Source organism: Sphingorhabdus buctiana (assembly GCF_042680825.1).
GTDB lineage: Bacteria > Pseudomonadota > Alphaproteobacteria > Sphingomonadales > Sphingomonadaceae > Sphingorhabdus_B > Sphingorhabdus_B buctiana.
Map to the genome: position 1 here is coordinate 131,202 of NZ_JBHUEL010000008.1, position 21,779 is coordinate 152,980.

The 21,779-nt window shown below is 59.4% G+C and carries 22 protein-coding genes; 15 read left to right on the forward strand and 7 right to left on the reverse strand.

Translation table 11 applies throughout. The annotated features are described in order from the left end of the window. The 3 genes from ACFSAG_RS08895 to ACFSAG_RS08905 are packed head-to-tail and all read left to right on the forward strand — an operon-like array spanning position 1 to position 2,751. The gene (locus tag ACFSAG_RS08895) at positions 1–525 is read left to right on the forward strand and encodes a CvpA family protein (RefSeq protein ID WP_381513698.1); all 525 of its coding nucleotides are present in this window, start codon (positions 1–3) and stop codon (positions 523–525) included. Between the two features lies 1 nt (position 526). Continuing rightward, positions 527–970 (forward strand): iron-sulfur cluster assembly scaffold protein, encoded by a 444-nt coding sequence (locus ACFSAG_RS08900; protein ID WP_381513702.1) that lies wholly within the window; start codon positions 527–529, stop codon positions 968–970. Continuing rightward, positions 970–2,751 carry a monovalent cation:proton antiporter-2 (CPA2) family protein gene (locus ACFSAG_RS08905; protein WP_381513705.1) on the forward strand — a complete coding sequence of 594 codons (1,782 nt, stop codon included), beginning with the start codon at positions 970–972 and terminating at the stop codon, positions 2,749–2,751. Before ACFSAG_RS08900 ends, ACFSAG_RS08905 begins: the two co-directional genes overlap by 1 nt. Here the strand turns inward: ACFSAG_RS08905 and aroB are convergent. Together aroB and ACFSAG_RS08915 are read right to left on the reverse strand one after the other, a co-directional pair. Further along, entirely contained in the window at positions 2,748–3,854 is a 1,107-nt protein-coding gene (gene aroB, locus ACFSAG_RS08910; RefSeq protein ID WP_381513708.1) for a 3-dehydroquinate synthase, read from the reverse strand. The genes ACFSAG_RS08905 and aroB overlap by 4 nt on opposite strands. Then, entirely contained in the window at positions 3,854–4,399 is a 546-nt protein-coding gene (locus ACFSAG_RS08915) for a shikimate kinase (RefSeq protein ID WP_374615214.1), read from the reverse strand. The genes aroB and ACFSAG_RS08915 overlap by 1 nt, the downstream gene beginning before the upstream one ends. A gap of 72 nt (positions 4,400–4,471) precedes the next feature. Between ACFSAG_RS08915 and ACFSAG_RS08920 the strand changes: the two genes are divergently transcribed. The 5 genes from ACFSAG_RS08920 (at position 4,472) to ACFSAG_RS08940 (ending at position 9,984) form a co-directional block, all read left to right on the forward strand. Beyond that, positions 4,472–4,648: a hypothetical protein gene (locus ACFSAG_RS08920; protein WP_381513712.1), complete on the forward strand. Its 177-nt coding sequence runs from the start codon at positions 4,472–4,474 to the stop codon at positions 4,646–4,648. A 1-nt stretch (position 4,649) separates the two neighbouring features. After that, positions 4,650–6,467: a hypothetical protein gene (locus ACFSAG_RS08925; protein ID WP_381513715.1), complete on the forward strand. Its 1,818-nt coding sequence runs from the start codon at positions 4,650–4,652 to the stop codon at positions 6,465–6,467. A 7-nt stretch (positions 6,468–6,474) separates the two neighbouring features. After that, the gene (locus tag ACFSAG_RS08930; RefSeq protein ID WP_381513718.1) at positions 6,475–7,413 is read left to right on the forward strand and encodes a tyrosine recombinase; all 939 of its coding nucleotides are present in this window, start codon (positions 6,475–6,477) and stop codon (positions 7,411–7,413) included. A 31-nt stretch (positions 7,414–7,444) separates the two neighbouring features. Beyond that, positions 7,445–8,392 (forward strand): acetyl-CoA carboxylase carboxyltransferase subunit alpha, encoded by a 948-nt coding sequence (locus ACFSAG_RS08935; protein ID WP_381513721.1) that lies wholly within the window; start codon positions 7,445–7,447, stop codon positions 8,390–8,392. Positions 8,393–8,493: 101 nt separating this feature from the next. Further along, a complete protein-coding gene (locus tag ACFSAG_RS08940) occupies positions 8,494–9,984 on the forward strand; it encodes a M48 family metalloprotease (RefSeq protein ID WP_381513724.1) in 1,491 nt (496 codons plus the stop codon). A gap of 46 nt (positions 9,985–10,030) precedes the next feature. Here ACFSAG_RS08940 and dksA read toward each other — a convergent pair whose 3' ends face one another. The 3 genes from dksA to ACFSAG_RS08955 form a co-directional block, all read right to left on the reverse strand. Further along, positions 10,031–10,495, reverse strand: coding sequence for an RNA polymerase-binding protein DksA (gene dksA, locus ACFSAG_RS08945; RefSeq protein WP_374615220.1), 465 nt, complete (start codon positions 10,493–10,495; stop codon positions 10,031–10,033). A gap of 405 nt (positions 10,496–10,900) precedes the next feature. Then, positions 10,901–11,029 (reverse strand): hypothetical protein, encoded by a 129-nt coding sequence (locus tag ACFSAG_RS08950; RefSeq protein ID WP_381513728.1) that lies wholly within the window; start codon positions 11,027–11,029, stop codon positions 10,901–10,903. Positions 11,030–11,136: 107 nt separating this feature from the next. Beyond that, entirely contained in the window at positions 11,137–12,096 is a 960-nt protein-coding gene (locus ACFSAG_RS08955) for a hypothetical protein (RefSeq protein WP_381513731.1), read from the reverse strand. A 148-nt stretch (positions 12,097–12,244) separates the two neighbouring features. Here ACFSAG_RS08955 and serS point away from each other — a divergent pair, with 148 nt between their 5' ends. After that, positions 12,245–13,522: a serine--tRNA ligase gene (serS, locus tag ACFSAG_RS08960; RefSeq protein ID WP_381513734.1), complete on the forward strand. Its 1,278-nt coding sequence runs from the start codon at positions 12,245–12,247 to the stop codon at positions 13,520–13,522. A gap of 93 nt (positions 13,523–13,615) precedes the next feature. Continuing rightward, a complete protein-coding gene (gene surE, locus ACFSAG_RS08965) occupies positions 13,616–14,380 on the forward strand; it encodes a 5'/3'-nucleotidase SurE (protein ID WP_381513737.1) in 765 nt (254 codons plus the stop codon). Positions 14,381–14,389: 9 nt separating this feature from the next. Here surE and ACFSAG_RS08970 read toward each other — a convergent pair whose 3' ends face one another. Continuing rightward, complete coding sequence (locus ACFSAG_RS08970; RefSeq protein WP_381513740.1) at positions 14,390–14,791, reverse strand: DUF1761 domain-containing protein; 402 nt, start codon at positions 14,789–14,791, stop codon at positions 14,390–14,392. 66 nt (positions 14,792–14,857) lie between these two features. Between ACFSAG_RS08970 and rimO the strand changes: the two genes are divergently transcribed. Then, positions 14,858–16,243: a 30S ribosomal protein S12 methylthiotransferase RimO gene (gene rimO / locus ACFSAG_RS08975; RefSeq protein WP_381513743.1), complete on the forward strand. Its 1,386-nt coding sequence runs from the start codon at positions 14,858–14,860 to the stop codon at positions 16,241–16,243. Between the two features lie 82 nt (positions 16,244–16,325). Further along, the gene (locus ACFSAG_RS08980) at positions 16,326–17,858 is read left to right on the forward strand and encodes a flavin-containing monooxygenase (protein WP_381513746.1); all 1,533 of its coding nucleotides are present in this window, start codon (positions 16,326–16,328) and stop codon (positions 17,856–17,858) included. Positions 17,859–17,864: 6 nt separating this feature from the next. Here ACFSAG_RS08980 and ACFSAG_RS08985 read toward each other — a convergent pair whose 3' ends face one another. Further along, positions 17,865–18,491: a hypothetical protein gene (locus tag ACFSAG_RS08985; RefSeq protein ID WP_381513749.1), complete on the reverse strand. Its 627-nt coding sequence runs from the start codon at positions 18,489–18,491 to the stop codon at positions 17,865–17,867. 40 nt (positions 18,492–18,531) lie between these two features. On the opposite strand from ACFSAG_RS08985, the gene ACFSAG_RS08990 reads away from it, so the two are divergent. Genes ACFSAG_RS08990 through argC form a run of 3 tightly spaced genes read left to right on the forward strand, consistent with a single transcriptional unit; the run spans position 18,532 to position 21,779 of the window. Then, positions 18,532–19,923 carry a leucyl aminopeptidase family protein gene (locus ACFSAG_RS08990; protein ID WP_381513752.1) on the forward strand — a complete coding sequence of 464 codons (1,392 nt, stop codon included), beginning with the start codon at positions 18,532–18,534 and terminating at the stop codon, positions 19,921–19,923. Positions 19,924–19,959: 36 nt separating this feature from the next. Then, positions 19,960–20,847, forward strand: coding sequence for a C40 family peptidase (locus ACFSAG_RS08995; protein WP_381514128.1), 888 nt, complete (start codon positions 19,960–19,962; stop codon positions 20,845–20,847). Next, entirely contained in the window at positions 20,844–21,779 is a 936-nt protein-coding gene (gene argC, locus ACFSAG_RS09000) for an N-acetyl-gamma-glutamyl-phosphate reductase (protein ID WP_381513754.1), read from the forward strand. Before ACFSAG_RS08995 ends, argC begins: the two co-directional genes overlap by 4 nt.

Below are 21,779 nucleotides of genomic sequence, written 5' to 3' on the forward strand. Positions count from 1 at the left end.
ATGACCGCTTTCGACATCATTGTGCTGTTCCTGATCGGCTCGGGCGCGATCTTCGGCTTCATGCGCGGTTTTACGCAAGAGGTTTTGCTCCTCTTGGTCTGGTTCCTGATTGTTATTGCCATCAAGTTCCTGCACGCGCCGGCAACCGAATGGCTTTATGGTCCCGTAGGAACCGAAGCTGGCGCCGCGGTGCTGGCTTTCATTGCAGTGGGCGTAATCACATATTCCCTGGGCCGCTGGGCCGCCGCGAAGATCGGTGAAAAAAGCCGAAAATCCGTGCTTGGGCCGTTTGATCGTGTCCTCGGCTTCGGATTTGGTGCTGTCAAAGGCTTGATCGGATCGACCTTGCTCTTCCTGCTTCTCGTGCTGCTTTACGATGTCGCTTATGGCAGTGCATCGAAGCGCCCCGACTGGATGACCAAGTCGCGCACCTATCCGCTGCTCAATGCGTCGGGCGATGCCTTGTCATCCTTCATTCGCGAACGGCAGCAAGATGCGACCGGCGAGGGTGAAAATGTCGGCTGAAATGGCCGCGCCTTCGATGTCGAAAAAGCCTGAACTTTACACCAAAGACATGTTGCGGCTCGCCGCAAGCCTTCCGCACAACGACCGGCTGGAAAACCCGCAAGCCAGCGCGAGCAAGCGCTCGCCTGTTTGCGGCAGCGAGATGACGGTGGATCTACGCTGTGATGGAGGAGGAGCCATCACAGAACTCGCTTTTCGCGGGCGAGCGTGCGCCATGGGGCAAGCATCTGCAGCTTTGTTGTGGCAGTTGGGGATCGGCAGCAAGCAGAGTGCGATTGCAGCGACGCGCGCTGGACTGGCATCGGCGCTATCTGGTGAGGGTGAGTTTGACGGGCTTTGGCCCGAACTTGCGGTGTTCCAGTCTGCACGCGCGCATCCTGCACGTCATGCCGCGATCTTGCTTCCCTTCGACGCCCTGATCGCTGCACTGGATGAGATAGGCTGATGGAAGATGGGCACCATTTCCTCGCCGATATATTGACAATGGGTGCGCTGCTGCTCGGCGCGGCGCTGGTTTCGGTGTTGATTTTTCGCAAGCTCGGCCTTGGCGCCGTGCTTGGCTATCTTGTTGCCGGGATAATCATCGGCCCTGATGGATTGGGGCTGACCGGCGATCCCGAAACGATCCTGAGTTTTGCCGAAGTCGGCATCATCCTGCTGCTATTCCTTGTCGGGCTCGAACTGTCGCCATCGCAACTATGGTTCATGCGGCGCGACATATTGCTGTTCGGGCCGCTGCAGGTGGCGCTGTGCGGGCTTGCGATGTTCGCAGTCATATATTCGGTGCTGCCGTTCAGTTGGGAAGCGGCATTGGTTCTAGGCCTGCCCTTGGGGCTCAGCTCAACTGCGCAGGTCCTGCCGCTGCTGCAATCGCGTGGGCGCCTGAAGACCGATTATGGTGAGAAAAGCTTCGCCATCCTGCTGTTTCAGGACATTTCGATCGTTCCCTTGCTGACCATTGTCGCTGCCCTGTCGCGCGCACCGGCACCCGAAGGCGCGCCGAGCGGGCTGACGCTCGCCATTTATGCGGTGCTCGCCATTGTCGGATTGATCCTTGCCGGCCGCTATATCCTCTCGCCCTTGCTGCGCCTCGTCGGCCGGGTTTCGGAGCGCGAATTGTTCATCGTGACCGGGCTGTTCGCGGTCTGCGCCAGCGCGGCGTTGATGCAATCGATCGGTGTTTCGGCGGCATTGGGTGCCTTTGTCGCGGGCGTGATGCTGGCCGAATCGCCCTATCGGCACGAGCTGGAAGCGGACATCGACCCGTTCCGTTCGATCCTGCTGGGCTTGTTCTTCCTTGCTGTTGGCATGATGCTCGATCTCAATGTCATCGTTGAACAGCCGTTGTTGATATTCGGGCTGGCAGCCGCCTTGGTACTTGTGAAGACCGCGATCATGTTCGGGCTGGGTCGCCTTTTCGGCCTCAACAGCAGGGCGGCGATGATCATGGCCTTGCTGCTCAGCCAAGGCGGTGAATTCGGCTTTGTGTTGTTCGCAGCGTCGCAATCGGCGTTGTTGATTGAGCCGGAGGCGGCAAGCCTCTTCGGTGCGGTGGTCACCCTGTCTATGGCAACCACGCCCTTCCTGATGATTCTGGCCGGCAGGCTGGCGGCGCACAAATTGCCGGTCGATGTGAAACTTGACGATCCGGGCTTGGCGGAACAGGCCAGCGTGATCATTGTCGGCCATGGCCGTTTCGGCCAGACGGTCGGGCAGATCATGCAGGCTGCGGGGCTTTCAATCACAATCATCGATATCAAGCCTGAGCAGATCGATGTTTCGGGCGAATTCGGCCGCAAGGTTTTCTACGGCGACGGCACAAGGATAGACCTTCTCCACCGGGCGGGTGCGGATGAGGCGGACGCCATCCTTTTCTGCATGGACGACCGATCGATCGATGCCGAAAGCCTGATGCCGGTGCGCGAGACTTTCCCCAATGCGCGGCTCTTTGTCCGGGCTTTTGATCGTCGCCAGATGCTTGAATTGATGCCGACAGAGAATATCAGCATCGTTCGTGAAGTATTTGAATCTTCAGTGCATATGGCGAGTGAAGCTTTGAGCCAGCTTGCAGTGAGCGCCGATGTCAGGGAGAAGGCGATTGCCGAATTCCGCCGCCGCGACCTCCAGCGGCTGACAGCGCAATTCAAGACCGGGAACCTGCGCGCCGGATCGCGCCACAGCTTTGGCGTTACCGATTCCGACGATTTCTATCTCGACGAGGGTTAGCGACTACGTTCTTCGTTGAGGAAAGCAGCGACGTCGGACAGGTCGACATCCATTGCAAGGAAAGTCTTGCCGATCCCATTGGCCAACAGGAAGGGCAGCGTGCCGCCGCTCTTTTTCTTGTCGTGCAGCATATGTTCGACGAGCTTCTCGCCGCTGGTATCGACATTCGCGGCGCTTAAGCTGGTCGGTAATCCCGCTTTCTCAAGATGAGCTGAAACGCGTTCCGCATCACTCGTGGGGCAATGGCCGCGACGAACGGAATAGCGGAAAGCAAGCGCCATTCCTGCCGCGACGCCTTCACCGTGCAAGAGTTTGTCGGAGTAACCTGTCTCCGCTTCGAGCGCATGGCCGAAGGTGTGGCCAAGATTGAGAAGCGCGCGTGTGCCTGTCAGTTCCTTTTCATCGGCGGCCACGATGCGCGCCTTGGCCTCTACCGAACGTGCGATGGCGTGGCGACGGGCATCGGGGTTGCCAGCCATGAAGGCATCGATATTGGTTTCGCACCAGTCGAAGAAATCGGGCGCATCGATCAGGCCGTATTTCACCACCTCGGCATAGCCTGCACCCAATTCGCGGCGTGGCAACGTGTCGAGCACGTCGGGATCAATCAATACCAGCGATGGCTGGTGGAATGCGCCAACAAGATTCTTGCCAGCGGCACTGTTGATTGCGGTCTTGCCCCCCACGCTGCTGTCGACCTGTGAGAGCAGGGTTGTCGGCACCTGCACGAAATGGCAGCCGCGTTTGACGATATGCGCCGCAAAGCCGGTGATATCGCCGACAACGCCGCCGCCGAGCGCGACGATATGGTCGCTGCGTTCGACATGCTCCGAAAGCAGCCAATCAACCAGCCTTTCCAGCTCTGGCCAGCTTTTTGCGCCCTCACCCGAAGGAAGAAGATGCGCTGCATAGCCAATCCCGGCTTGCTGCAGGGAAGCCGCGAATAGGGGCAGCACATGCTGACCAACCTGGGTGTCGGTAACGATCAGCAGCCGGCCGCCACGCGCATAAGGGGCAAGCATTTCGCCAGCCTGCGCCAGCAAGCCTTGCCCAATCAGCACGTCGTAAGGCCGCCCTTCGAGACCGACTGTAATCCTGTCCATCAGGCCAATGCCTCCAATATCTGGTTCACGGTGCGGGCATGCGGCCCGGAATCGCTGCGGACGTGGATATCCGCTTCCTGGTAAAAGGGGGTGCGCTTTTCCGATAGCTCGGTCAGCACCTGTCGGGGGTCCTTGCCGACGAGCAACGGCCGGTGGTTCCTGCGCGATACACGATCGACGAGCACATCAAGATCTGCATCGATCCATACAGAACGGCATTTCTCCTTGATAAGCCCGCGCGTCTCATCGTTGATGAACGCACCGCCGCCTGTCGCAATCACCTTGGGTCCTTCGGCAATCAGGCGGCCGATGACGCGCCTTTCGCCGTCGCGAAAACCCGGTTCGCCAAAGCGTTCGAATATTTCGGAAATCGGCATGCCTGCAGCTTTTTCGATTTCCTCATCCGAATCGACAAATTCAAGATTGAGCTTTCCGGCAAGCAAACGCCCGATGGTGGACTTGCCCACGCCCATCATGCCGACAAGCACGATTGAACGGTCCAAGCCGCCATTTGTAACTCTTGTGTCATCCGGTCGCGAAGCCATTGCGATGCGCGCTATATATCGGCTAATCCGTGCCGGAAAGCCCTTTGCCAAATGTCGGATTCAGGAGGAAAAGTGCAAGACAAGCCGAAAGGCAGATACGTCTGGCTGTGGCTGCTGGTGCCGATTGTGCTTGTCGCGGCGCTTTTTTTCTTCGAATGGCTGGGTAGCGAACAGCCGCAACGGCTGGTCGAAATCGAGGTTCAGCCGGGAATCCCGCCGGTGAATGACGGAGAGAGTGTAAAAGACTGACATGGCGAAGCAGCGGATTTCAACGCTCCTGTGCGCGACGGCAGGTCTTGCAGCACTGGTCTATACGATACCCGTACTCGGCCAGCAGGGACCGGAATCGCTTCTGCCGCCCGGCTTTAACGATCCGCCACCGCCGCCAACAGCGCGGCCCGCTCCGCCCGCTTCCAACCCTTCAACCTCGAGACCGACCGAGGCTGTGCCGGGTTCACCTGTCAGCAGCACCGCTGCGGGTACCGATACCGGCGCGACTGACGAAGAGGCCGATGAGGAAGAGGACGAAGAGGAAGAAGATACCGAACCGCGCTATGACGTGCCGCCGACTGCGCGGCGTTCGTTAAAGGCAGTCGGCCTGTTTACCGACATTTCCGGCGGCTTTCCTGCCGACGCCTTTGGCGCGATGGATGGCAAATTCCTGACGCAGGTTATCCAGCGCACCAATGGCCCGCTGGCATCGCGCTGGGGCACGATCATGGTTCGCCGCCTGCTCGCCAGCCGCACCAATACACCAGCCAATGTCAACGGAGCCGATTGGACCGCTGAGCGCAGTTGGCTGTTGCTGCGGATGGGCGACGCTGTGGTTGCGCGCCAACTTGTCCAGCAGGTTGATCCGGATCGCTATACCAAGCGGCTTTACCAGGTTTCGATGCCGATTTTCCTCGCCAATGCCGACCTGTCGGCAATGTGCCCGGTGGCAGAGGAAGGGGCGCGGGTTACCCGCGACCCGACATGGCGCATGGCGCAGCCGATTTGCGCATCGCTGGCTGGGGAACAGGGCAGGGCAACCGCTCTCATTAACCAGGCGCGGGCGCAGGGCTGGATGAAGGGCACCGACTTGCTGCTTGGCGAAAAGGCCGTGGGGGCGGGGGTCCAGGGGCGCCGTTCGGTGAAAATCGAATGGGAAAATGCCAAGGGTTTTTCGACCTGGCGGCATGGCATCGGCCAAGCCACAGGGGTGGAACCGCCGGAATCGCTTTATGCAGAGGCCGGAAAGCAGGTGAATGGCTGGGTCGCGCAATTGCCGACCGCGACGCTGGCATCCAAGATGCGTTCGGCACCGGCGGCAGCGACGATGGGCGTGCTTTCCAATCGCGCACTGGTAGATATTTACAGCATCGCTTTTGAAGACCCCGATGCTCCGTCGCAGATCAAATCGCGCGGTGAATTGCTGCAGACCGCTTATGCCGGGCGCGACGATGCCGCGAAGATTGGCGCAATGGCCGATATTTGGGATAGCGGTTCAAACCCGATTGAACGGCAATCGGCATTGGTGTTGACCGCGCGTGCGGCCGCGCTTGTTGCGCCAAGTGCCGACCATGCCGGCGATGCAGACCGGCTGATAGCCTCAATGCTGTCTGCAGGCTTTGACCGGCAGGCCATCCGCTGGGCCTCGATTGTCGAGGATGGCTCGCTAGGTTGGGGCTTGCTCGCCTGCGCCGCACCGCGCTGGCAGGGAAGCGTCGACGAGGGCGAACTCGACGATTTTCGCAGCAACGACGACAGCGACGATTACCTAAAGTCGAAATTCCTGCTCGCCGGCCTTGCTGGCCTTGGTCGGGTCGAGGCAGGCGCTGTAGGGGGCTTTTCGGAAACATTGGGCACCAATGTGCGAAAGCAGACCGCATGGTCGCGTGCCATAACCGCAGCGGCGCAGCGTGGAGAAAGCGGAACGGTTGTCCTGCTGGCTGCCGCTGCATTGCAGGGTGAAGGATGGCAGGATATCCCGCCCCACCATTTGTTCCATATTGTGCGTGCGTTGCGGCAGGTGGGCCTTGATGGCGAAGCACGCATGATTGCTGCAGAGGCCGTCAGCTGGAGTTGAAGCCACTTTGAACAGCCATAAACAGCTTGGCACCGATGCTGACCTGATTGAGCGCTTCCTTGAAATGCTCGCCGCAGAGCGTGGTGTGGCGCGCAATACGCTTCTCGCCTATCGCAGCGACCTTGCAGCGGCGTCTGAAATGCTGGCTGGAAAACTGGCATCGACCAGCAAGGGCAAGCTTCAACTGCTGACGACGGGTTGGTCGCACCTTGCCAACAGTTCGATTGCCCGAAAAGCCGCTGCGGTTCGCGGTTTTTTCGGCTTCCTCGAAGAGGAGGGGTTTCGCGAGGATAACCCATCCGCTGCATTGCCTCGCCCGGTTCAGAGCAGGGCATTGCCCAAAATTCTCGACATCAACGAAGTGGAGGCGATCTTTGCGTCGATCGATGCCCGGCTTTCAAAGCCGAGGCCCTCACCGCTCGACTATCGCCTAGCGGCGCTGGTCGAATTGCTTTATGGGTCCGGTCTGCGCGCATCTGAACTCGTTGCCTTGCCGCGCGCATCGATTGTGCGTGATCGGCCCTATATTATCCTGATCGGCAAGGGATCGAAAGAGCGGCTGGTTCCGATATCCGACCGCGCCCGTCAGGCTGTCGGTGCCTGGCAAGCATTTGTGCCCAAGGAATCGAAATTCCTTTTCCCTTCGCGCGCGGCGCAGGCGGCGGGGAAGGGCGATGTGCATATCAGCCGCATCCGCCTTTTCCAGATCATCCGCGAACTGGCCGCGGAATCGGGCATCGATCCTGCAAAGGTTAGTCCGCACGTATTGCGTCATGCCTTTGCCACGCATCTGCTGGCGGGCGGAGCCAATCTTCGGGCGCTGCAGGCGATGCTGGGCCATGCCGACATTGCGACCACGCAGATCTACACGCATGTCGATTCATCGAAGCTGGTCGAACTGGTGAACCAGCGCCATCCGCTTGCCAAACGCAAGCTCTCTCGTTGACCCGGCTCGTTACAACTTCTATCGGCAACGCATGACAGTTTATCTCGATTTCGAAAAGCCGATCGCCGCACTCGAAGCCCGTATCCAGGAACTGGAAGAAACGGCTGGTGAAACCGAAATCGATGCAGCCAGCGAAATTCGCAAATTGCGCGTGAAAGCCGACAAGCTGTTGGCCGATACCTATGCGAAGCTCTCGCCCTGGCAGAAAACGCAAGTGGCGCGCCATCCGGAGCGGCCGCATTTCAAGCATTTTGTCGCAACCCTGTTTGACGATTTCCTGCCCTTGGCGGGGGACCGTGCCTTTGCCGATGACAAGGCCATTTTGGGCGGATTTGCGCGACTGGGTGACCGTCGCGTGGTGCTGATCGGGCATGAAAAGGGCGACGATACCGAAAGCCGCCTGCGCCACAATTTCGGCATGGGCAAGCCGGAGGGGTACCGTAAGGCGATCCGTTTGATGGAACTGGCGGACCGTTTCGGACTGCCGGTGATTTCGCTTGTCGACACTTCGGGCGCGTTTCCGGGCGTGCAGGCCGAAGAACGCGGGCAGGCAGAGGCGATTGCGCGCTCCACCGAAAAATGCCTCCAGCTGGGCGTACCGCTGGTTTCGTGCATCGTGGGCGAAGGCGGATCGGGCGGCGCGGTTGCGCTTGCCGCCGCCGATCGCGTGCTGATGTTCGAACATGCCGTCTATTCGGTTATTTCACCCGAGGGCTGCGCGTCGATCCTTTGGCGCACCAATGATCGTGCTGCTGACGCGGCACAGGCGATGAAAGTGACCGCGGCCGATCTCAAATCGCTCGGCATCATTGACGCGATTGTCCCCGAACCGATGGGTGGTGCGCACCGTGACCACGCGGAAGCCTGCGCGAATCTGGGCAAGGCATTGTCGCAATCGCTGGGTGAACTCGAAAAGCTGGACCGTGCGGAAGTGACCAGGCAACGTCACGCGAAATTCCTCGCAATGGGGCAGTTCTGACAGCAAATTCTTGACTGGTTCATGGCCGGTCCAGCAGCAACAATTTACGTTCGGGCCGGTTATTACGTGTTAGTAAGCACGTTTAGCGAAAGGAGTCCGCCGTGCCCAACAAACTGCTTTTAAGCATCGCAGCCTCGACACTCATTCTCGGCTGCGCGTCGACACAAAATGCACAAGCCGCCAAATCCAAGAGCAGCGAACCCCTTCCGTTCACCGCCAAGGAAAAGGCCAATGGTGCCAAATACCATCCCGAGATCCTAAAGGAATTTGGCGGCGCCTATCAAAGCCCGCAAACCGCCTATGTTGAGCGCGTCGGCAAACGGATTGCGCTGCAATCGGGGCTTGCGAACAGCGAAAGCGAATTCACTGTCACCTTCCTGAATTCAGCAGTGAACAACGCCTTCGCGATTGAGGGCGGCTATGTCTACATCACCCGCCAGCTGGTTGCGCTGAGCAACAGCGAAGCGGAGATGGCAGGTGTCCTTGGCCATGAAGTCGGGCACACGGCTGCACGGCACAGCAAAAAGCGCCAGCAACGTGCCACCATAGCCAATATTCTTGGTGCAATCGGCACCATTGGCGGTGCGATGCTGGGGGATAATGGCGGACTAGCCGGGGCGCTGGGCGGCGTCGCCCGCGAATATTCCGGCGCTTTGGCGCAGATATTCACGCTCAAATATTCGCGCAGCCAGGAAGAACAGGCTGACGACCTTGGCATCAAATATCTCAGCAAGGCTGGCTATGATCCGCTGGCAATGTCTTCGATGCTCAATGCGCTGGCATTGCAAACCGCCGTCGACACGCGTGTTGCCGGGCTGAATAGCCATTCCGTGCCTGAATGGGCCAGCACCCACCCAGATCCGGCCCGCCGCGTGGTGCGTGCGGCAACCAATGCCCGCAAATATCCGGCGAGCACGGTGCGTAATGCCGATGTCCACCTGCGCGCGATCGACGGAATGCTCTATGATGACGATCCCAAGGAAGGCGTGATCGAAGGTCAGGAATTCATGCATCCCGAACTGCGGCTGCGCTTCGCCGTTCCTGCGGGCTTTGGCATGTCAAACAGTTCACAGGCCGTGTCGATCAACGGCAATGGCGGGAAAGCGTTGTTTACGACACAGGCTTATACGGGTGACCGCCGGGCCTATATCGATGCGGCTTTCAAGGCGGTGGTCGGCGAACAGCAGCAGGTCAATTATGGCCAGATCCAGCAAACCACGATCAACGGTATTCCGGCATTCTATGCCTCTGCCAATGTCCAGACCCAGCAATCGGGTGTCGTGCGGCTGACTGTATTCGCTTATGAATGGAAGTCCAACCAGGCTTTCCACTTCGTGACCATTTCGCCCGCCAACAGCACGCCCTTCACCTCGATGTTTGAGAGCGTGACGCGCCTGACCGATCGAGAGGCGGCGGCGATCAAGCCGCGCAAGATCCGCGTGGTGACGGTCGGAAGGTCGGATACGGTTGCGACCCTGGCTGCACGCATGGCGTATCGGAATTACCAGACCGAGCGCTTCCTCGCGCTCAATGGTCTATCCGGCAATGCAAGCCTGACTGCCGGGCAGAAGGTGAAAATCGTTACATATTAAAGGGAAATCCGGCGCTCTTGCCTAGGCAGGCGCCGGATATTCCAGATCAGTCGTCGCGCGAAATGCGTTCCTGGCGTTCGTGGCGCTCCTGCGCCTCGAGCGTCATGGTCGCGATCGGGCGCGCGCGCAGTCGGGCGAGTGAAATAGGTTCGCCGGTCACTTGGCAATAGCCATATTCGCCTTCCTTGATCCGGCGAAGCGCAGCATCGATTTTGGCAATGAGTTTGCGCTGGCGATCGCGTGTGCGCAGTTCGATTCCCCAATCGGTTTCGCTCGATGCGCGGTCATTCAGGTCGGGCTCGCGGATGGGTCCATCCTGCAGCTGGTTCAGCGTGCCCCTTGATTCATCGAGAATTTCCTTGCGCCACCGAAGCAACTGCAATTCAAAAAACCGCAACTGCTTTTCATTCATGAACGGCTCGTCGTCAGACGGAACGTAATCGGGGTCTAGGTCGCTCTCCAATTCGCTGATTTTTTCAGATTTATCTTGCACTTGAGTGCTTGCATGCATTGCAATTTCTCCACCGAAAAACGGCTATATGCGGGAGTTTCCGCCCACAATCCCTCTCTTGGCGGGCGCTATAGACTCGGCCCTATGGCCACACAAGCGGCAAATTCCGTATCGGCAAACTGCTTGTGGAAATCTCAACGGATAAGTCCTTCAAACTGTGATCAGAGTTAACCGATAGGGCGTCAAACAGTTCCACATCGGGACGTTCTCCTTATTTTACATAATGAAACGCTGATTTTTTGGGGAATTGCTGCTTTCAGTAGGGTTAATGCAATTGCGGAATGCGAAGGCTTACCGAAAGATGGCCGGGCATAGGGGAAAGCCACCGTCACATGGGCGTGCGGTGGCAGCGCCCCTTGGACTAAAGAGGCAAACATTATGTCAGTACGAATGGCATTGGCGAAGCTATGCGCCTGCACTTGCGGTGGCGCGCTTATCGGCGGTGGCGCTGTGCAGGTTGCAGATCAGCCACCTGCTCAGGTCAAGGTGCACAAGGCCAAGAAAAAGGTCGTCAAGGCGCGCAAGATTGCCCATGCACCTGTCCGCAAGGTGAAGCGGGTCCGCAAGGTCGTTCGTACGACAACCACCACATGCATGCCGCAGCCAGTCGCTATCGCGCAGGGCATGCCGATGCCGATCCCTTATGCGCCGCTCCCCCCAATGGGTGATGTCGGCAGCAGCGGTGGTGGCGGTGTACCCGTGGTCATCGGTGGCGGCTTTGGCGGCAGTTTTGGGGGTGGCTTCTTCGGCGGCTTCTCAGGCGGTGGCGGCGGATCGTCGAGCGTGACCAACACGATCAACATCAATCCTGGCAGCACCGGTTCGACATCTTCTGGTGGCGAGGATGATGGCGGTGACGATGGCGATGATGACGATGTGGATATCCCCGTCGACGGCACGTCAGGTGGCATCACCATCACCATCAATAACAACAACAGCAACACCAGCTCGGGCAATGTATCGACCTCGACCGGGGGGGTAAGCAGTTCTTCGTCGACCTCGTCAGGCAATGTTTCGACTTCGAGCGGTAATGTCTCCACATCGAGCGGCAACGTGTCGACTTCAAGCGGCAATGTTTCCACCTCGTCGGGCAATGTCTCTACCTCGAGCGGAAATAACAGCACCAGCTCATCAAGCTCGTCTTCGTCGTCGAGCAGCTCCTCATCCTCGAGCAGCTCGTCCTCCAGCTCTTCATCGGGTGGTGGCAGCACCGGTGGAAAGCCTGGCACCAGTTCGGGTGGTTCACACGGCTCGTCCGGATCGAGCGGATCATCGGGTAGCAGCGGATCGAGCGGCTCAAGCGGATCCTCGGGAAGCAGCGGTTCGTCGTCGTCGTCGAGCAGCTCGTCTTCCTCAAGCTCCTCGAGCAGTTCCTCTGGCGGTTCTTCCAGTTTTGGCGGCAGCACCAGCACCGGTTCGACCGGGTCGAGCGGTTCGTCTTCGAGCAGCAGCTCGTCAAGCTCCTCGTCATCGAGCTCAAGTTCATCCTCGTCCTCGAGCGGTGGCAGTTCGAGCAGCACCGGCGGAACCGATGTTCCAGCACCGCCGATGGTCTTACTGTTCGGTGCAGCGGCAGCAGGCCTGTTCGCCCGCCGCCGCAATGCGAAGAGGAAAGAGGCCGAAGCAGCCTAACCGCAACAAAACAGCTACAAATCGACAAAGGGCGGCTTTGGGCCGCCCTTTTTCGTTTGTCGTGCGTGCACATATCACACTTGCACAGGGGCTTGCCGCTCGGCATAGGCCTTGGCCATGCACGACCTGAAATATATCCGTGAAAATGCAGCCGCGTTCGACGCAGCACTGGCGCGCCGGGGCGCGGCGGCTGCATCTGCCGAAATCCTTGCACTCGACGAGCGCCGCCGTTCGGTGCTGACAGAGCTGCAGGACGGGCAGTCGCGCCGCAACGAGGCATCAAAGGCGATCGGTGCGGCCATGGGTAAGGGCGATATAGCGACCGCCGAGGCGCTGAAGGCCGATGTCAGCCGCCTTAAGGAAAAGCTGCCGCAGTTGGAGGAGCAGGAGCGAACGGTATCGGGCGAGCTTGATGCCCTGCTTGCCTCAATCCCGAACCTGCCATTTGACGACGTGCCGCAGGGTGCAGACGAAAATGACAATGTCGAAGTCAGCCGCTGGGGCGCCCCGCGTGCATTCGACTTTGAAGCCAGGGACCATAGCGAAATCGGCCCGAAACTGGGGCTCGATTTCGAAACCGGTGTTGCGATTTCGGGTGCGCGCTTCACCTTTCTGCGCGGGCAGATGGCGCGGCTCAATCGTGCACTGGGTCAGTTCATGCTCGATCACCAGACCACCGCCAACAGCTATGCCGAGTGCGCAACGCCTTATCTGGTGCGCACGGAATCGCTTTTCGGCACCGGGCAGTTGCCCAAATTCGCCGAGGACAATTTCCAGACGACAGATGGTCGCTGGCTGATCCCGACTGCCGAGGTCTCACTCACCAACAGCGTGCGTGAACAGATACTCGACGAGGCGCTGCTGCCTATCCGCATGACCGCATTGACGCCCTGTTTCCGTTCGGAAGCAGGCGCTGCAGGCCGGGATACCAAGGGATTTATTCGCCAGCACCAGTTTGAGAAGGTTGAACTGGTTTCAATCACCCGCCCGGAAGACAGCGCGGCTGAGCATGAGCGGATGACGGCAGCGGCCGAAGGCGTGTTGCAGGCGTTGAACCTGCCTTATCGCAAGGTGCTTTTGTGCACCGGCGACATGGGTTTCGGTGCCCGCAAGACCTATGACCTTGAGGTATGGTTGCCGGGGCAGGGGCTGTATCGCGAAATTTCGAGCTGCTCGAACTGCGGCGATTTCCAGGCCCGTCGGATGAACGCGCGCTATCGCCCCGCAGAAGGCAAGGGCACGGTTTTCGTCCATACCCTCAACGGTTCGGGCCTTGCCGTGGGCCGCACGCTGGTTGCGGTGCTTGAAAACTACCAGAACGCCGACGGCAGTGTCACCGTGCCCGATGTGCTGAAGCCCTATATGGGCGGGATTGAGTTACTAACGCCGCAATAAACACCACAGTGCCGAGCTTGTCGAAACACATCTTGCCGACAAGCGCCCTTCGACAGGCTCAGCGCTACGGTTATGAATGAAACGGAATTCCAAATGCGTATCCTCCTCACCAATGATGACGGCGTCCATGCTCCGGGGCTCAAGGTTCTTGAAAAGATTGCTCGCGAATTCAGCGACGATATCTGGATCGTTGCACCGGCAGAGGAAAATTCGGGCGCAGGCCACTCGCTGACGCTAACCCGCCCGGTGCGTATCCGCCAGCATGGCCACCAGCATTTTTCAGTGACCGGGACGCCTACCGACTCCGTGATGATCGCGCTCGGCGTAGTGATGAAGGATGCAAAACCCGACCTGATCCTGTCGGGCGTCAATCGTGGTGCCAATCTGGGCGATGACATCACCTATTCGGGTACCGTTTCAGCCGCGATGGAAGGCGCTCTCGCCGGCGTTCGTGCAATCGCGATGAGCCAGGTTTACGGCAAGGAAGGTATGGGTGATGCGGTGCCATTTTCGGCTGCGGAGGCTTGGGGTGCGAAGGTTTTGGCCCCGCTGCTCGACCAGCCGTTCGTTCCACGCACATTGGTGAACGTCAACTTTCCGGCGATTGCACCCGAAGCGGTCAAGGGAATCCAGGTCGTTCGCCAGGGCTTCCACGATTACAGCCGCGGTTCGATCGTCAAAGGCACCGATCCGCGTGGTTATGACTATTACTGGTTCGGCCTGCACGGGGTGGAGCACACCTCAGGGCATGACACCGACCTCGAGGTGGTCGAAGACGGCTATATTTCGGTCACGCCCTTGCAACTCGACCTCACGCACCGCGACTCGCTCGCAACTTTGCGCGCCGCTTTTTCCTGAACGGCCCGCTCAAGCACCCAATAGCGCGAAGACCAGCCCCATCGCGGCGTAGAACACAATCCAGTAACCCGCGTCGATCGCGAACAATTTTCCCGATTTGCGGCCGAACAGGTAATTTGTGCCGATAGCAGGTGCGATGAAGCCGATGGCAATGCCGGTCGAAATCATCATGGTACGCTGGAAATCGGTGTCGAAATGCGCCAGCAAATGGCCCAGGAAGACCGCCGATAACAGGCTGAACAGGAATGTGATCCCGAAAATCTTGGCCATGTTCGACGATTTGATTTCCTCGTCAGAAAGCCCGATTTCGTGCTGCCACGCCTTGCCAAACAATGGCCCGTACCAGATCCCGCCGACAAGGAAGCCTGCCGCGGCTGCAACGATAATTGCCAACAGATTTGCATTTGCCATGATCGTTTCCTCCCGACGCCATAATGCGCTGCAAACGCTCTGGTGACAAGCGGCGCAAAAAGGCCTATGCGCGCGCCCATCATGGCAACAAAGATTGAAGCGGCACCCAAGGTCGGCATGGTCTCCCTTGGTTGTCCCAAGGCGCTGGTCGACAGCGAACGCATCCTCACCAAGCTCCGCGCGGACGGCTATGCAATGTCGCCCGATTATGAAGGCGCGGACGTCGTCCTCGTCAACACCTGCGGCTTTCTCGACAGCGCAAAGGAAGAGAGCCTGGAGGCGATCGGTGAGGCCATTGCCGAAAATGGTCGCGTGATCGTCACCGGCTGCATGGGCAATGAGGCTGAACTGATCCGCGCCCGTTTCCCGGAGGTTCTGGCCGTTACCGGCGCGCATCAGTATGAAGATGTTGTCGCTGCCGTGCATCAGGCCGCGCCGCCAGCCCGCGGTGCGTTTATCGACCTCGTCCCCGAAGGCGGGTTGAAGCTGACGCCGCGCCATTACAGCTATCTCAAGATTTCAGAGGGCTGCAACCATAGCTGCGCCTTTTGCATCATCCCCTCGCTCCGCGGCAAATTGGCCAGCCGCCGGGTCGATGCCGTGCTGCGCGAAGCCGAAAAGCTCGTCTCTGCGGGTACGAAGGAGCTGCTGGTTATCAGCCAGGATACATCGGCTTATGGTGTCGATACCCGGCACGAAGCCCGCGAGTGGAAAGGCCGCCAGGTGCGCGCGCATATGACCGATCTTGCGCGCGAACTGGGACAGCTGCGTACCTCTGAAGGCAAGGCGCCATGGGTGCGGTTGCACTATGTCTATCCCTATCCGCATGTGGACGATGTTATTCCGCTGATGGCGGAGGGGCTGCTGACGCCCTATCTCGATATCCCGTTCCAGCATGCAGCACCATCGGTGCTGAAATCGATGAAGCGCCCTGCGAACGAAGCCAAGGTTTTGGAACGCATCCGTAACTGGCGCAGCATCGCGCCCGATATCGCAATCCGTTCGAGCTTTGTCGTCGGTTTTCCGGGCGAGACAGAGGCCGATTTCCAATATCTGCTCAATTGGCTGGAAGAGGCGCAGCTCGACCGTGTCGGCGCCTTCCGTTTTGAGCCGGTTGAAGGAGCGGCGGCAAATGCGCTGCCCAACCCCGTGCCCGAAGAGATCAAGGAAGAGCGGTACCAGCGGATCATGGAAAAGACAGCTGCGATCAGCGCCGCGAAACTCGCTGCCAAGGTCGGTCGCGTTTTGCCCGTTATCATCGATGAAGTGGGCGAGCCTGATGAAGATGGCAGCATCGGTGCAACCGCGCGCAGCCAGGCCGATGCCCCGGAAATCGATGGCAATGTCTTCCTGCGCGATGTGCCCGCACACCTGCAATCCGGCGATATTGTTGAAGTTACAATAGAAGATGCCGACGAGCACGATCTGTTCGGAGCGCTTGTAGCAAACTGATGCAAGTGGGTTGCAATCTGCAACCATGTAAGTAAGTTTCCTTTTAAACGCACAGTTAAAGTACGGGTAGAGGAGACGGCCGATGTCGGCAAAACAGCATGGTGGAGAATTTGATGTCCTGATTGTCGGGGCGGGGCTTTCCGGCATTGCGGCGGCGGCCCATTTGACCATGCAATGCCCGGACAAGCGCTTTGCGGTAATCGAACAGCGCGCCGATATGGGCGGAACCTGGGACCTGTTCCGCTATCCCGGCATCCGCTCGGATTCGGACATGCACACGCTGGGTTACCGGTTCAAACCCTGGACCGAGGCAAAGGCGATTGCGGACGGCCCGGCGATCCACAAATATGTCCATGAAACCGCTGATGAATATGGCATCACTCCGCACATCCGGTTTCGCCACCGCGTGATGGGCGCCGATTGGTCGACCGAAAAGGCCTGCTGGACGGTAACCGCCCACCGCGAAGAGGACGGTGCCGAGGTCAAATTCACGGCGAACTTCCTGTTCATGTGCACGGGCTATTATGATTATGATCAGGGCTATCGCCCCGAATTCCCCGATGAAGCCAACTATACCGGCCGCATCATCCACCCGCAGCATTGGCCCGAAGACCTGAACTATGCCGGCAAGAAAGTGGTCGTCATTGGTTCTGGTGCGACCGCGGTCACCATCGTGCCTGTCATGGCTCAAAACGCCGAGAAGGTGTACATGCTGCAGCGCACGCCGACCTATATGGTCTCGCGCCCGGCCCGTGACTGGTTTGCGAATACGCTGCGCGCAATCATGCCCGATATGTGGGCTTACAACATCACCCGTTGGCGCAACATCGCGATGCAGCGCTTCACTTACAACATGGCGCGTAACAAGCCGGAGAAGGTGAGCAAGCGCCTGCTCGAAATGGCGCGCAAAATGCTGCCGGCGGACTATCCGAGTTTCGAAAAGGATTTCCAGCCGCCTTACACGCCGTGGGAGCAGCGGCTTTGCCTCGTCCCCGATGCCGACATGTTCGACGCCATTTCAGCTGGCAAAGCCGAAATCGTGACGGATCATATCGAGCGGTTCACACCGACCGGTATCAAGCTGAAGTCGGGACGCGAGCTCGAGGCGGATATTGTCGTTTCCGCAACCGGCCTCAACCTTGTGATGATGGGCAAGACCAATCTCAGCATCGATGGCCGCGCAACCAAGCCGAGCGAGCATGTCAGCTATAAGGGCATGATGTTCAACGACATCCCCAATATGGCGAGTGTCTTTGGTTATGTGAATGCCAGCTGGACACTGAAGACCGATATTGTCGCCGATTATGTTTGCCGCCTGCTCAAGACGATGGACGCAAAGGGCACGCCGATCGCCAATCCGCATCTCGAAGATGCTGATATGCCTCGCCTGCCGTGGGTCGACGATTTCTCCGCTGGCTATTTTGCGCGCTCGTTCGACAAGCTGCCCAAAAATGGCGATCGCCATCCCTGGCGCGTGCTGCAGGATTACAAGGCCGAGAAGAAAATCCTGACCGAGGATCCGATCGAAGATGGTGTGATGCAGTTCACCAAGGCAGGCGAAATCGCCAAGCCGGTGGCCAGCGCATCAGAGCCTATGCTTGAGGCGGCTGAGTAAACCCCGTTATTCGCTAGCTTCGCGGGTGGTAATCGCTGCGGCTCGCCGCTCGCTTTCCACCGGCGGGGAAACGATGTGCGGTTTGCGGCGGACAATCCACAGGATGGTGCCGATAAGCGCAATGCCTAGCACCACGATAACGCCCGCGATTGCCGCAAATATGCCAAACATCGGTCGCAGATCAGGCGTGTAGCTTTTGGCTACCGGCGTATCAGTGCCGACTTTCCAGTAATCGACTTCATAGGGCTCGTCGCCAAGGCGGAACAAACGCACTTCCATCGTTGTCCATTCGCTGTTTGTGTGCGCGGCATAGATGATGGTGACTTCGGTATCCTCAGGCCCCATCATCGATGCTGGCTTGTAGGTGATGAAGCGTGGGGTGAGCTTGGGAGCGGCCTTCAATGCCTTGGAATCGGATGCGAACTGCGCCGCCAGTTCGTCCTGCGCCGTCGGTGCCACATGCTTGGATGCGGCTTGTTGCTCGCCCTTCTGAACCGCAGCGACAAATGCTCCTGATGCAACATCGATTTCCTTGGGAACATCGACAACCGCTGGTTCATTCCACGAACAGGCGGCTAGCAAGAAAAGCAGCACGAGAGGCAAGCGCTTCAGAAAATCTGCGCTGGGGGCCATTATGCTTCTCCTGTTGAATCGATGACGCTATCAAGACTGGATGACTGACTATAGCAATTTGATCCAGCCCGATAGCGGGCAAGCCGCAACCGAAATAGAAATCATTTCAAAAGAAGGCTTTGCAGACTGGTTTTCAGCCCAGCCCGGCCCGGTGCGTGCGGCGGCTTCGGCGCAGAAATTCGATGGCAGTGTGGGGGATTTCGCCATCCTGCACATCCCGGGCAGCGAGGATTGGAAGGCGGCACTGATTGTTTCCGATGCGGCAAAGCTCGAGCATTGGTCGCTCGCCAAAGCTGCCGAGGCGCTACCCGAAGGTACGTACCGGCTGAAAGGTGCGGAAACCGGCGACGCGTTGCTCGGCTGGTTGCTAGGGCAATATCGCTTTGACGAATATCGCAGCGAACCCAAGCTGAAGGGCGCGCGCATCTTGTTTACGAGCGAGCCGGGGCGGATTGAAAATGCCGTTCGTCAGGCAGAGGCGACGGCGCTGGTGCGGGACATGGTCAACCGCCCGCCCATCGATCTTGGGCCGCAAGAGCTGGAGGCCGAAGCGGCACGGCTCGCCAAGGCCCACAAAGGCAAGCTGCATGTCACTAAGGGGCATGAACTGCAAACCGGCTATCCGCTGATCCACGCTGTCGGCATGGCGGCGTCGCGCGACTATGCGCCAAGGCTGATTGAGCTTGAATGGGGTGACGAACGCCACCCACGCGTCGCCATTGTCGGCAAGGGCGTGGTGTTCGATTCGGGCGGGCTCGATATCAAGAGCGCGGTCGGCATGCGGCTGATGAAAAAGGATATGGGCGGAGCCGCGCATGCGCTGGCGCTCGCCGACCTTATCATGAAGGCGCATTTGCCGGTGCGGTTGCACTTGCTGGTTGCTGCCGTGGAGAATTGCGTATCGGGCGGCGCGCTGCGCCCGGGCGATATCGTCAAAAGCCGCGCTGGCATCCATGTCGAGATCGACAATACCGATGCCGAGGGGCGGCTGATCCTGGCCGATGCATTGGCCAAGGCGGTGGAGGATAAAGCAGACCTGATCGTCAATTTCGCAACACTCACCGGTGCGGCACGCGTGGCGCTAGGCCCTGATTTGCCTGCGCTTTTTGCCAATGATGATGAACTGGCCGATGCCTTGCTGGCTGCGGGCAAGGATGTAGCCGATCCGTTGTGGCGGCTTCCGCTATGGAAGCCCTATGCCGACATGCTCGATAGCGACATTGCCGATACAGCCAATGCAGGCGGCGGCTTTGCCGGTGCGATAACCGCAGCTTTGTTCATGCAGAAATTTGTGCCCGATGAGGTGCGATGGGCGCATCTCGATACCTTTGCATGGCGGCCCACCGCGAAAGCCGGGCGGCCAAAGGGCGGGGAGGCGCTAGGGCTGCGTGCCGTTTATCGCTACTTGTCGCAGGCCTATCCCGTCCGCTAAAGGGCGCGCAAAGTCAGGGGAACAAAATTGGCCGATATGGCACCCAAAGAACGCGCGACCTATCGCCTGAGCGGGCATAGCATCGAAGGCGACAAGCGCACGACGCCGATCCGTGGCGATCTGGCGGACATCAAGCTCGCCGGAAAACTGTTCGCGCCGCATTATGCGGTGCCGATGCTGCGCACCGGTATCGCGCCGGTTACGGAAATCCATGCCGAACCGCATCTCTCCTCAATGCCGGTCAGCGCGTTGATGCATGGCGAAGAGTTTGCCGTGCTCGATGTCGCAGGCGAATGGGCCTGGGGCTATTGCATGCACGACGAATATCTCGGCTATCTGCGCTTTGCCGATCTGGGCGATGATTTCACCGCCACCCATGTGGTCAGCGCACCTGCGACGTTGTTGGTAACGCAGCCCTCGATCAAGGCGCCGGTGCTCGCACGCTATCCGATGGGGGCGCAGATCGTCTGCGGCGAACCCAGCGAATGCGGCAAGTTCCTTGCCTGCGAAGGTGGCTGGCTTCCGGCCGCGCATCTGTCAGAACCCGGCAAGGTCGAAGGATCGCCCGCCGATCTGGCCGAAAAGCTGGTCGGCGTGCCCTATAGCTGGGGTGGGCGCAGCGGCGACGCGCTCGATTGCTCGGGGCTGGTCCAGCTGGTTTTTGGCCTCAATGGCATCAAAGCTCCGCGCGACGCCGATATGCAGCAAGCTGGCTTTGGCGAAGAACTGGGCGCTGGTGACAAGCTGCAGCGCGGCGACCTCGTCTTTTTCCCCGGCCATGTCGGCATCATGGCGGACGAGAGCAACCTGATCCACGCCAATGGCGCTGCCATGGCAGTTTCGATAGAGCCTCTGGCCGATGCAACCGCGCGCTTTGCCGAGCATGAAGCGCCGGTGCTGGCGCGGAAGCGTGTAAAGCTGTGACCCAATCGGTATTCATCGACGGCGCGGTTGGCACCACCGGCCTCGAAATCGCTGACCGGCTTTCAGGCCGCAGCGAATTTGCGCAAATCATCTTGCCCGAGGATAAGCGTAAGGATGCCGTCGCGCGGCGCGAGGCATTGAACGATGCCGATTTCGTCATCCTCTGCCTGCCCGACGATGCGGCGAAGGAAGCGGTGGCGATGATCGCCAATGATCGCACCCGCGTGATCGACGCCTCGACTGCGCACCGTGTCGATCCCAACTGGGCCTATGGCTTTGCCGAGTTCAAAAAAGGCCAGCATGAACGGATCGCAGCGGCGCGCTTTGTTTCCAATCCGGGTTGCTACCCGACCGGCTTTCTAGGCCTCGTCGCGCCATTGGTGGCGGCAGGGCTGATCCCCGCTGACTGGCCCTATACCGTCAATGCCGTGTCTGGCTATTCAGGCGGCGGCAAAGCATTGATCGAACGGTTTGAGGGGGAGGGAAGCGACATCGGTTTCCGCGCCTATGGCCTTGATCTCAACCACAAGCATGTGCCCGAGATGCAGCAGCATGCCAGGCTGGCACACGCGCCCATTTTTGCCCCGGCGGTGGTGCAGGCGTTTCGCGGGATGCTGGTCGAAGTGCCGCTGCCGTTGGCCGCAATGCCCGGTGCCGCCAATGCCGACGCGCTCCGCGCTGCGCTGGAGGGGCATTATGCGGGTTCGGCGGTGGTCAAGGTGCATTCCAGCGCCGCACCGTCCGAATTGCTGATCCACAAGGCAGAGGCGCCTTCTGACCGGCTCGACCTCTTCGTTTTCGCCTCAGCCAAGGGCGATCAGGTGCGCCTCGTGGCGATGCTAGACAATCTGGGCAAGGGTGCGAGCGGTGCTGCCGTGCAGAATTTGAACATCATGGCGGGGTTGGATGAGGTGAGTGGGTTGCGGGTTTAG